Annotated in this window: 9 protein-coding genes; 5 read left to right on the top strand and 4 right to left on the bottom strand. The window is 56.0% G+C overall.

The genetic code is table 11. From position 1 onward, the window contains the following. Positions 1-94: 94 nt before the first annotated feature. Entirely contained in the window at positions 95-1,036 is a 942-nt protein-coding gene (locus OLTU_RS13755) for a nuclease-related domain-containing protein (protein WP_176736606.1), read from the bottom strand. A 215-nt stretch (positions 1,037-1,251) separates the two neighbouring features. On the opposite strand from OLTU_RS13755, the gene OLTU_RS13750 reads away from it, so the two are divergent. From OLTU_RS13750 to OLTU_RS13735, 4 genes are read left to right on the top strand one after another with little or no spacing between them, the layout of a single operon-like run. Further along, on the top strand, positions 1,252-2,361 hold the full coding sequence (locus OLTU_RS13750) for a hypothetical protein (protein ID WP_141733340.1): 1,110 nt from the start codon (positions 1,252-1,254) through the stop codon (positions 2,359-2,361). 5 nt (positions 2,362-2,366) lie between these two features. Beyond that, positions 2,367-3,134, top strand: coding sequence for a MotA/TolQ/ExbB proton channel family protein (locus OLTU_RS13745; protein WP_141733339.1), 768 nt, complete (start codon positions 2,367-2,369; stop codon positions 3,132-3,134). Beyond that, positions 3,112-3,768 carry an OmpA/MotB family protein gene (locus tag OLTU_RS13740; protein WP_141733338.1) on the top strand — a complete coding sequence of 219 codons (657 nt, stop codon included), beginning with the start codon at positions 3,112-3,114 and terminating at the stop codon, positions 3,766-3,768. The genes OLTU_RS13745 and OLTU_RS13740 overlap by 23 nt, the downstream gene beginning before the upstream one ends. 22 nt (positions 3,769-3,790) lie before the next feature. Next, positions 3,791-8,137 carry an AAA domain-containing protein gene (locus OLTU_RS13735; RefSeq protein WP_141733337.1) on the top strand — a complete coding sequence of 1,449 codons (4,347 nt, stop codon included), beginning with the start codon at positions 3,791-3,793 and terminating at the stop codon, positions 8,135-8,137. 44 nt (positions 8,138-8,181) lie between these two features. Here the strand turns inward: OLTU_RS13735 and OLTU_RS13730 are convergent, their stop codons facing one another. The 3 genes from OLTU_RS13730 to OLTU_RS13720 form a co-directional block, all read right to left on the bottom strand. Next, entirely contained in the window at positions 8,182-9,354 is a 1,173-nt protein-coding gene (locus OLTU_RS13730) for a hypothetical protein (RefSeq protein ID WP_141733336.1), read from the bottom strand. 135 nt (positions 9,355-9,489) lie between these two features. Next, on the bottom strand, positions 9,490-9,879 hold the full coding sequence (locus OLTU_RS13725) for a TRASH domain-containing protein (RefSeq protein WP_218110027.1): 390 nt from the start codon (positions 9,877-9,879) through the stop codon (positions 9,490-9,492). Between the two features lie 163 nt (positions 9,880-10,042). After that, positions 10,043-10,753: a phosphatase PAP2 family protein gene (locus OLTU_RS13720; protein ID WP_218110026.1), complete on the bottom strand. Its 711-nt coding sequence runs from the start codon at positions 10,751-10,753 to the stop codon at positions 10,043-10,045. A 100-nt stretch (positions 10,754-10,853) separates the two neighbouring features. Between OLTU_RS13720 and OLTU_RS13715 the strand changes: the two genes are divergently transcribed. Further along, positions 10,854-11,768: an MBL fold metallo-hydrolase gene (locus OLTU_RS13715; RefSeq protein WP_141733334.1), complete on the top strand. Its 915-nt coding sequence runs from the start codon at positions 10,854-10,856 to the stop codon at positions 11,766-11,768. The last annotated feature ends 71 nt before the right edge of the window (positions 11,769-11,839 follow it).

The following is an 11,839-nucleotide window of genomic DNA, read 5'->3' as shown; positions in this document are numbered from 1 at the left end:
GACAAGGCGGGAGAGAGGCGAGCAGCGGAGTTGGCTTCAGGCCAATGAGTAGCGCAGGCGACCGACCAACGCAGCATCTTTCTTTATACGACCGTCAATAGCGTTCGTTGTAATAGGACTGATCCTTCCAGCCAAGCTGCAGCGATTCCACATGCAGCCAGGCCACCTCAGTCCTTTCATTCTGCCCCGCAGGACGGAAGACCAGCTTCGCCTCGGGGTGCAGGGGATAAACCCGCCGCTGCCCCGACCAATCCGTGACCTGCAGACGAGCCTTCAGAAAAATTCCCGGAAAGACCCTGCGGCAGATCCTCACCCGTGCGTGACATAAATACTTGCGTTGCAGGGCCGATGCCTTGACCTCGGGCACCGCCATATATTCGAGATCACCAGGAACGACCTGTCCCCCATGCAGGACCAGGCGGTCCCAGGTCGGCAGCTGTTCCAGCTCCCGAACCAGGGCAGCAAAATCAAAAGGAGCCTCGGGTTTTTTCTGCCAGAATCCACGCCGCGCCTGCCCACAACGCGCCAGCGCAAAGGCCTCGAAGGCAGCCGTATCCACCAGCTCCACACATTCCTTCAGCTCGGGACTCACATTCACCTGGGGATTGGTCAGGAGCACCACGGAATGGATGCTTTGCGGTGGCAGCACAATCTTCCGCGCGATCAGCCAGCGCTGCAAGGAGGCGACTTTCTCCGCATTCAATGGCACCGGATCGGTCAGAGTTTTTTTCTCCGGCCCACGCTCCTGGAGCCACTTTCCTTTCTGCCTGGAAAGACGGCCACCCCAGTGTTTCACTTCAATCGCCAGAAGGCCCCGTTCACTGACCAGCAGAAGATCGATCTCGAACTTGCCGTTGCCGCGATGCTTCGGAACCCTTAGCGAAGGGAACACCCGAGCCCTGCCGCCCAGTTTCTTCATGACCCGCTTGAGCTGCCCCATCGCCAGCTGCTCGCCCAGGCTGCCTGCCTGATCACTGGCGATCATTTGAAATTGGGTCTGGGCCAGACGGATCCACTTCAACTTTTGCGCCAGCATAGCGTTCCTTTCCAAACTTCTTCCGCAATTCATTTTATTCCCGCAGTCTTGCAAACGGAAGCCGCCACTCCATTTGGTTCGAATAAAAATTTCGACCGCGATCTCCATGATCCCGCCCGCCTGAATCCAAACCTCGGGAATGTCATGCCTTTTTGGTAAAGGTTGAGGCCCATCCTCCGATAGGCACTCAGATCAACCAGGGAAGGATGATGGCCTTGGCCTTTGGCGCAAAAAAAACCACAGAGCAGTTGATACTGGAAAGCGATCAGGCTGACCTTTCCAAGGCCGGCTATGCGCCTGATCTCAGTTACACCGCCCTGGACGAGGAAAGCGACACCTTCACGGTCACCGTCGACCGGGTGCATTTTCGTCAGCCCTTGGAAGTGGTACTCGCGGTTCTGGAAGCCAATGGTTATGCCGCGAACTTTGAAAACCTGCTGTCCTGCTTTGATACCATGGTCCACAGTGTGCGCATTCGGGCCAACGAACGGTCGAGCGGCGACCTTCTCTCCGCCCGCAGCTTTATTCCCTGCATCAGCTTTCAGCTTCCATCCAAAAACAAGGTGGGTTTCCTCCTTAAAAAATTCTATGCGGAAATCGAGGCCTATGAACTCGATATCGCCCGCCTGCGAGCCGGCGAACAGGACGAGGCCGGCAACAAAAAGCAAACCCGTGAGCAGATGAAGCGCGATCTGGAGCGTCTGCAGAATGAAAACGCGCGGCTTCAGGCCAATATCGCCCGGCTCACCGAGCAGCTGGCTCATGCCATGAAATCCCAGGCGCATGTGACCAAGGCTCTGGAATCCAACAATATCATCCCTCCGCAGCTGAAACCCGTGCTCGTGCGCGAGATCAGCCTGCAGGAGCGTACCATCACGCTGAAAGCCGGACGGACGAGCTATGTGCTGCCGATATTCTTTCTGCAGACCATGCCCAAAATCGGTGATCCCTGCTTCTTGAATATCAAGGACGATCAGATCATCGACGCCTATTTCTATGAAAACCCGGGTGTTGAATTTCAAAAGGATATGGCCGAGGTCCTGCACGTCGAGGGCGACAGCTGCAAACTGCGCGACAGCCAGCGTCAAATCCATATCTGGACAGTCAAGAACCCTCAGGAGGCCGAGGTCTTCACCCGGCTCCGGCGGGGATCAAAGGTCATCCTCTCCAGCATGGATGGAGTTCTGGTCAAGCTCAGCCTCGTGGTGGATCAGAGCACAGGCTATTGGACCCACATCGTGCAGGAAAAACAGACCACGTTTCAGCTCGAAATGGAACGCAAATCAGATCCGGACGCCTTGCCCAACTTTGATGGAAAGGACTAAAACTTATGGATGGACTCTCCTTCAAAAAGTATATGCAGACCACCCAAAAGCGCTTTGACCCCGCGGCGCTGATTCTGAGCCTTGCGGGCATTGTCGCCGTGCTCTATTCGATGGCCCAGCATAACAAGAGCTCGTCCTACTTCGATTTCCATAGCTTCATGATCGTACTGGGCGGAACGCTGGCCAGTCTCATCTTCCAGTTTGATCTGCGCAGCATGCTTTCGTCGGTGGTGCTGGTCAGCAAATCCTTTCTCGGCACTCCCGAAAAACCTGTCATGAATATCGTCAAGGAACTGGATGACGCCATCCTCAATCAGTCCCAGCTGGCTGATTTGCGGGAGGGCCTGGCCATTGACGGCGAACTGCTCAACGACATCGTTTTCATGCATCATCAGGGGCTGCTGTTCGAGGAAATCGATGAGTTCGTCACCTCCCGCGTGGCGGATCAGTACCTGGCGCGCAAGATCGCGGTCGAAGTGCTGCGCAAGGGCGTTATGATCGCCCCGGCCTTCGGTCTCTTCGGAACCGTCATGGGTCTGATCGGGGTTTTGAAAACGCTCAGCGATCCCAGCAACATCGGCAATTCCATGTCGCTGGCTCTGATGACCACAGCCTATGGCGCCGGACTCAGCTCGCTGGTCTTCACCCCGCTGGCCGGCCGCCTGGAACATCACAATATGATTTATCTGGATGTGCATCAGCAGATTCTGAGCAAGATCGGCATTCTGCTCAAACGTGAGGAGAGAACGCTTGAAGCTGCAGGAATTGAATAGCGGCGCGGAGGAAAACTCCACAACCGCCTTCTATATCGGTTTGAGCGACCTGATGGTCCTCCTGCTGGTCTTTTTCCTGATGTTGATCTCGATGAGCAAGATCGATAAAGGCTCCTTCGAGAAAATCAAGGCCGGCTTCACCGGCTCGACCAAAGGCACGTTGGTGGAACTCGCGAGTCAGCTCAAGGAAATCGTTGAAGGACAGCCCGGCATCCCGGGGGTGAAGGTTCACCTGGCCGAGGATGGCGTGCGGCTTGACCTTGACACGGGCGCCCTCTTTGATTCCGGCAGTGCCAAACTCAAGGACAATGCCATTGATCCTCTGATGCCGATACTGAATATCATTAAAAGCACCTCCTATACCATTGATGTGGAAGGGCACACGGACGATGCCCCCATGCATCGTATTTTTAAAATCGATGGCATACCGAACCTCGAAAACAACTGGTCGCTCAGCGGTCGTCGGGCCAGCAGTGTGATCAATGTGCTTTTGGAGGAGGGTTTCGATGGGAGCCGTCTGCGCATAGTCGGATACGCGGATACAAGGCCCATTCAAGAGGTGAGCGGCATCCAGGATGACGATCTGGAGGCCGCGCGGGCTTTGAACCGAAGGGTTTCCCTGCTGATCAAGTAAGCCAACGGGTGAGGATAAGATCTTGGCAGTATTGAATCGAATCACCAAACGGGATGCAGACAGCGGCTTGAGTTTCCGCTTGAGCAAGGACTTCAATTTCCTTCTGACCCGCGTGCCTCTGCCCGAGGGCTCGGAAGTTTACATTCTCGACAACAAGAGCAAAAACGAAAGGCTGATCATCCCGCGCGAACTTTTTGATCGCTTCCGTGCGGCCTTTCTGTTCTTTCAGCTGGAATTCGAAAGCTCCCAGGTCCCGCAGGATGTGGAAAAATCCCTCTACTTCCGTGACAAGGAAGTTTACAAGTTCCGCCCCGCCATCGGAGATACGAAGAAGATCATCATTCAGGACGGCATCAAAATGCAGGGATCCTCGGGTTTCCTGACGGTGCCCATCGAGGCCTTTGCCGGCCTCGCCCGCATCTTCTATCATCCCAGTCTGAAACACACCAGCGAGGTCTTTGAGCGCCTCGTTCGTTACCATAAGCTCTTTCAGTTTTCCTTTACCGCCGGCAGCGAAAGCATCACCAGCCAGCTCGCCCTGCGCCGTGATGTGCTTTCCCAGATCGACGAATATGTGCCGCTCATGCGTTCCAAGGCCGGGGAAAAGCGTCCGGATCTCAGTGGAGACAAGGACGGCACGTTGGAGCTGGTCCAGCCGCTGGGTTCCAGTGCCGATGCCAAAAAAAATCAGGCCGGTAAATTCAAGCCAAAACTGGGCCAGAAGGATGGCGAAAAATCCTATACGGTCGACTACGCCACCCTCTTTCAAAGCGGGGGCAGCGCCGAACCGGAAAAACTGCTGCGGGCCGCTGATGATCAAACCAAACGCGGGGCCAAGGCCAATGCGAAGACCTTTCCCCTGCCCCTCAGCGGATCCGATATCAAATCGCTCAGCCGGCTGCCCTTTGACTGTGAGCTGACCACCGAGGATGCCACCTTCCTGCGCGAATCCTTTCTGCAGGATCGGAATGCCGAGCTCTTTCTCGGCTTTGAGATGATCGACGCCATCTTCAAAACCGAAGGGAAAATGAAGACCTTTCGGTTTCCTCTCTACTACATGAAAGTCACGGTTGAGGAATCCGGACGTCTGATTCACATCCATCCCACGCGCCGGCCCGAGATCTATCTCAATCACCTGGCGCTGACCTCGCTGGTCGAAAGTTTCAGCACCGAGAATGCGAGCGGGATGGATCCCCTCGAACAGTTTTTTCAAACCCTGACCTCACAGAAAATCGAAATTCGTGGCCGCATGCTCGAGATCACCATTCATCGCCAGCTGCCGGTGTTGGAGGACGTCTTCCAGCGCACGCGCGATATCCTGCTGGGTCTGCCGGGCGAAAACGGCAAAGGCGGGATCCTCGGCGGTTTGAAATTGATCGGCATTGAATGCGATTTGGATTCCGTCGCCCTCTATAAATCCTCGCTGGCAGCCTCACCTCTTTTGCAGGCCCTGGAAGCCGATATCGACCGCATTCAGAGCGTCGCGGATGAATACCCCGAGCGTTTCTACCGCTCCCTGCTCGGCCGCTTTTTAACCCCGGAACTGAAGATCCTGGGACAGCAGGACTCGAGGCCGTTCTATCAAAGCATCTACTGTCCCGGCGCGCTGCCGCAGTCCACCCGGGAACTCTTTCATAAGCTCAATCAAAACGATATCGTCCTGCTCGAAGGCCCTCCCGGCACTGGGAAAACCTTTGCGATCATGAACCTTCTGATCCACTGCATCAACACCGGGCAACGCCTGCTGGTGGTCAGTGACCAGAAGGCGGCGATTCATGCCCTCGATGAAAAGCTCCGGGAATTCCTTCTGGGCCATGACCGCGAATCCGCCCTGTCGCGCAGCTATCTCACCCTCTTCCGCCAGGCGGTAAAGGTCGTGGATCGCGTGCCGGAAGGTTCCCAATCGCTGCAGCAGTGGATGACCGCGTTGACCGAATGTCTGGCCCTCGACAACAGCCGCGATATCCATGCGGACAAGGAAGAGGCCACCATTCAAAATGAAATCGCTGCCGTTGACCACGCGATGCACGCCGTGCTCAGCGAAATTCATCAGCGCATGCAGGAGCAGCTGACCCCGGCCGCCCATAGGCGCCTTGTGGCTCCCAAATACGCGCATCCAACGACGCAAGAGGATATCCGCGATTTCATCGCATTCCTCGACTTCGCCGGCGCCGGACGTCACGAGAAAAAGTCACCCACTCAAAAGTATACGCAGAACACTCAGATCATCCGCGATTTCATCATCGATCGCGCGCGACTTGCCGATGAAACCTTCCTGCGCTGCTATGAGTTCTTTGCCTTTGATGGCAAGGCCCTCGAGCAGGATATCCAAAGAAATCAGGATGCCTTGCGCCTCGTGGAGGAACTGCTTCAGAAAAAACCGCGCAATGAGGAAGGCCTGGAACACATTCTTTTCGAACATGAGGATTCCATCATTGCCCGAATCATCTGGGATCAATGGCGTGCTGAGTTCCCGGAGCAGGAATGGCCCGTGCTGGCCCTGGCCCGTCGACTCTGGAGTGTCGTCAGACACCCCTGCCGTGCTCTGTGGCAGGATCTCTGGCAGTTCCTCGATCATCAAAGAATTCTGCTCGAAGCTCTGCGCAAGGCTCCGGACAGCGAGCGCGTTTGTCGGCAGATGCAGAGCATGCATGAGACGATGCATCCGGAAAAGGCCGGCACGCCGTCTCTTGCGCTTGAAACCGGTATTTTCTCGCAGCTCATCCTGGAGGATCAGCTCACCTCGGTTCAAACGCATCTGCAAAGGATGCGGGAGCTGCAGGATACCCGCGACCGCTTCGTCAAGGAGCTGTTCCTGCTTCGCATGAGCCACATCGTCGAGGCCGGTCGGGCCAGCGATGCAAAACATGCGACCAGCGCCTGGACCAGCATCGAAACCTTGCTGCAGGGTCTGAAGGAATGTTCTTCCATAGAACACGGCGTGGGCGTCGTCCTCCTGCAGGATTTGCAGAAGGCTTTGGTGCAGGCTTTCCCGGTCTGGGTCTGCCGCAAACAGGCTGTATCCTTCCTGTTCCCGGCCAAGGAACAGCTGTTCGATCTGGTTATTATCGACGAGGCCGGTCAGTGTCGAGTGGATGATGCCATTCCCCTGCTCTACCGCGCGCGCAAGATCATGGTCGTGGGTGATGACAGGCAGACCGTACTGGACAAGAATTCACCCGTGGATGACTTTCTGTTCCAGGCCTTCAACCTGGAGGATCATCTGCGCCAGACGCAGGCCCGTGGCATGAAAGGCGGCGGTTCGCATATCTTCGGCCTCGTGAAATCCATCAAGCAGGCCGAGGTCATGCTGGATGAACACTTCCGTTGTCCGCCCCAGATCATCGACTACTCGAACAAGTATGTTTACGATTCACAGCTCAAGATCATGCAGTGGGCCCGGCGCGACATGCCGCCAGCCGTCGTGGTGGATTATAGTGAAAAGGACGCCACCTCGCACACCAAGCCGACCAGCGGCAAATTCAAGGATATTGAAACGGATCTGATCGATCGCTTCTTTGACTATATTGCCAGCACCATCAAGAAGATTGAAAAGGAGCTGGGCCGTCCTATCAATATCGAAACCGAAGTGGCGATCTGCTATTTCCTTTTGAAGAATGAACCCTATATCAAAGAGAAAAAGCCGCAGTTCCTGGCGAAAATGAATCGCGGCAAGGACGTTCTGGATGGAGCCGGTGCCGCGCTGCAGGGGAAGGAACGGAACTTCATCTTTTATCTTTGGGATATCAATCGCGGGAACATGCGAGCCTTCCGTCAGGGCGATGAACCTGATAAACGGCGCGGGGAGCTGAACGTTCTCATGAGTCGTCCCAAGATGCGGGCCTATCATTATCTGCATGCAAGCTTTGACAGCCTGAAGCAGGACTCGGCCACCATCGTCGATTACCTGTGGAATGTATACCAGAATCAGAAAACCCGGCAGTCCGCTGCGGAATATGAGCCGCGCCAGCGCCGACCCGGAGTGGAGCATGTGCCCTGGAAGCGGTCCAGCGGGGAACTGATGCGCGCCATGCTCAGCCAGGTCCTCACCAAAAAATACCGGGACAAGTACCAGGCTCTCCTCGATCAGGCCCAGGTCAGCGTTGTCGTGGGAAATCCCAAACGCAAGGTCGACCTGATGCTGCTCGGCAACAAGCCCTGGCATCCGTCTCTGGCCATTGTCGATCTCGCGACCTTTGAAACGGACAAGCATACGACGCTGGCCATCGCCGACTACTATTTCCAGCTGAAGCGTGCCACGCCTCCCCTGGAGCCGGTCTTCGTCTTTCTGCATGAGCTGGCGGATGAACGTTCGGAAAGTTTTGTGCTGTTGATTCGCAGGATGGATGAATTGCTGGCGCGGACCTGAGGGCAAGGCTCTTCAAGGGAAGAGCCCGGTCTGGAATCCTGGTTTTACAACTTCACCGCACTGTAGGAATACTCATTCCCCTGGCTGGTCTCATAGGTGCCCGTATGGGTCTCCCGTTTGAAGGCCTTCGCCCGGAAACCGCCATTCTCGTTGCTGGCGCTGGGTTCACCGATGGTCGTCGAAACGAGGAAGGTGCCGTCGGCATTCTCGCTGAAACCAAAGATCGGTCCCGAGGCCCAGGCCTTGGTGGCAGCACCGTCCGTGCCAGGTTCGGTCAAATCCACATCATTCACCGTGCCGCGATTGGGATAGCCTTCCAGCAGATATTGCTGCAGGCTGCCGCCCAGAGGAGTCGTGTCGTTATCAAAGTAGAGAGTCGCCAGTGAGGCTTCATTGATCATATAGCGCTCGCGGGTTGGAGCCGCTTCCTGGGTCGAAGCGGACACCACAAGGCGCTGGGTGCAGAGCGTCATTTCATTGTTGTTCATATCGCCGACACAGAAGCCACCCGGATGAGCGACAGGAGAAACCTTGGAGCTGTCCACGGCAAAGGCCGTATAAAGCGCATTAAAGTAAAGTTTGATGGTCAGCGGAACAGCTTCGACGGGCTCTTCCCCCATTTGTTCCGCCAGGACCAGCGGGCTTGGCAGATAACTCACGGAGCCACCGCCCATCGCCGTGTAGCTGGATTCCTCGGCCGGACCTGTGGTCGTCGGCGCGCCGGAACTCTTTGTATAATAGGTCTGACCACCCAGAGTGAACTCGGCCGTGATTTTACCTGTCCAGTTGTCCGTGCCTTCACCGAAGGAAACAGAAACCTGTTGGAAGGTGCCGGTTCCGGTCACCTGCACGGACTGATCGTCGAGCAGGTTGGTCAGTTCGGGCCCGAGCAGATCCACATCGCAGTCGGTATCACAGGAATAAAGAACCTGAGGGTTCTGTGTGCCCGAGTCGCCCGTGAATTCCGAGAGGACGATGGAACGGATGGGCAATTTCAATGATTTGATATCGATGTCGCTGGTCCAGGCATACCGATCGTTGTCCGGAACCAGACCCGCGCCCCTGGGCTTCGTCAGATTCAAGGACGTGTCGCTCATCCGGAGCAGTTCCGTTTTGATCAGATAACCCTGGTTGGATTTATCTTCTTTGGAACTGCAGGCGGGAAGCCATAGAAATGCGAAACCAAAAAACAGGAATTTTGCTGATTTGAAAGGCATGTCATCTCCTCAAAGCCATGAGTAAACTGGGCTGCATAAGGAAAGTCTAGCATGTTTCGCGATGAGAAAATGCAGGGGCAGGATTTGCCGGGAGCAGAGGCCTCGGCCCGGGGGGGCGAGGCTCACCCGGGCGATTCAGGATTTTTTGCGCAGCGCGATGAATTTTTCGAGGTTGGCGTCATTTTCAAAGTAGGCAACGGATCCATCCGGGCCTGCGCCAATGACCGCTGTGGCCTTGTCCACCTGCTTGCCGCTCACGGGATCCACCGCATAGCGGACCTTTTCATCCTTGCCGAGAGTGGCCTTGCAGTTTTCGCAGCAGCCATAATAGGTCTTTTTTCCGACCTGCACCGGGATCTGATCCCTTGGGAAAACCATATCGGTGACCATACAGACTTTCTTGTTATCCACCTTCTGCCAGCCCTGCTGCGCCTGGCTCATCGCCGGCTCGGCCGCCAGGGCCATCGTGGGCAGCGCCAGGGGAGCGAGGGTGGCGGCGGCAAAGACAAGGTCCAGAACCTTCATGAATAAACTCCTCGAAAAAGGGGGGTGTTTTTGAATTTCAACACGGCTTCAACCTGCATATACGCGCCGGCCCTCCCCCTTGTGACAGGCGCCCTGAATTTTAACATATCCCACGGATTTCGTTAAAAAAAGATAAGCATCCCTGGCCGCATTTTCGGCGCGATCAGATCTTCCCCCGCAAGCCCAGCCGTGACGTCAGCCAGATGCTGGCCATGGCCACAAACATCCCGCCGATCACATCCAACGCGTAATGCTGCTTCGTTGTCAGCGTGGACAGACAGATGGCGATCGCCCACAGGTAACCGGAGACGCGAACCCAGCGCTTCCATGGGTGGAGCGACGCCGCCCCGATCAAGGTGATCGACACATGCAGGGAAGGAAAGCAGTTGGTGGGCTGATCGAGAAAATGCAAGTAAAGAAAAACATCGGACCAGAAGGGCTCCATCGGTATCGATGGCCGCGGATAGACGGTTGGGAAAATAAGGAACACGCTGAAACTCATGATTGTGCCGGCAATGATCCGGTAGTACGCGGTGCTGAAATCCTCGGGGTTTTTGAGGGACAGAAGAATCCAAAGGAGAAACGGATAGTCCGACGCATAGATCAGCAGAGTCCACGGCAGAAGTGGAATCGCGCGGTCAACCGACGTCAAAGGCAGATACGAGGGTTGCCCTAAAGGACAGGCGCCCAACGCGCCATAAACCAGCAAAAAGGTCAGAAGGCCCCACACCATGGCGCGAATTCTGCCTTTGGCGGCGATCAATGGCAAAGCCGTGTTACGCAAACCCCACTCCAGCGGGCCGGACCACAGCGCCTCAGGGGACTGTGCGTGCAAATATCCGGACCGATTGCCGCTCTTATCGGCTTTTTCCACTCTTCTTTAAAAGACTTTGCCTTCCTTCCCGAAAGGTAGGTTTTCGCTGGCCCGCAACTTGCTGCGAGAGCAGGCAGGTTTAAGCCAAAGGAAAACAGCCATGCGAATTCATCACCTGAACTGTATCTCGAGCTGCCCGCTCGGAGGCCGCCTCATGGATGGGCTGACGCCTTCGATTCTGCAGCGGGGGCATCTGACCTGCCATTGCCTTCTGATTGAAACACGCGACAGCCTGGTGCTGGTCGACACGGGTTATGGTTTGAAGGATGTTCATGATCCGCACAGTCGTCTCAGCGAATTCTTTCTCAAGCAGCTGAAGCCGGACCTGCGTGACGAGATGACCGCACGCCGGCAGATCGAAAACCTCGGCTTTCGCGCCGACGATGTGCGGCATATCCTTCTTTCCCATCTCGACTTTGATCACGCCGGCGGCCTCGATGATTTTCCTTCAGCCAAAGTGCATATGATGCAAACAGAAATCCAAGGGGCCAGGGCGCAAAAAACCTGGCTCGATCGGCAGCGCTTCCGCCCCCAGCAATGGTCCACGGAACGCAACTGGCTCGCCTATCACGCAGAGTCCGGCGAAAGCTGGTATGGGTTCGCCAAGGTCCATGCGCTCGAAGGCCTGCCGCCTGAAATCCTGATGCTTCCCCTGATTGGCCATACATTAGGGCATGCAGGTGTCGCCATACAAAGAGCCGAAGGATGGCTGCTCTACGCGGGTGACGCTTATTTTTATGAAGGCGAAATGAATGTTGAAAAACCCCACTGCACGCCCGGGCTCACTCTGTATCAGATCATGATGGAAAAGGATCGTCGCAGTCGACTGTGGAATCAAAACCGCCTGCGCGAGCTGGTCAAACTCCACGGCCATGACATCGACATCTTCTGCGCTCACGACGTTGCGGAATTCACGCGTCTCGCGGGACGTTCTCCGGATGTTCCCGTCCGTCCGCTGCCAAAGGAAGAGACAACTCGGGATCGCGATTTTCCCCGCGAACAACCTCTTCACTAAAGCCGGCTGCCAAAGCCCGGGGGCGAACCCTGCCCCCGCGCGTTTCCCTCGCGCAGAAAAATATGGGTTGA

The sequence above is a fragment of the Oligoflexus tunisiensis genome (assembly GCF_001748245.1).
GTDB classification, from domain to species: domain Bacteria; phylum Bdellovibrionota_B; class Oligoflexia; order Oligoflexales; family Oligoflexaceae; genus Oligoflexus; species Oligoflexus tunisiensis.
The sequence above is the reverse complement of the archived record's forward strand: the minus strand, read 5'-3'. Positions and strand labels throughout refer to the sequence as shown.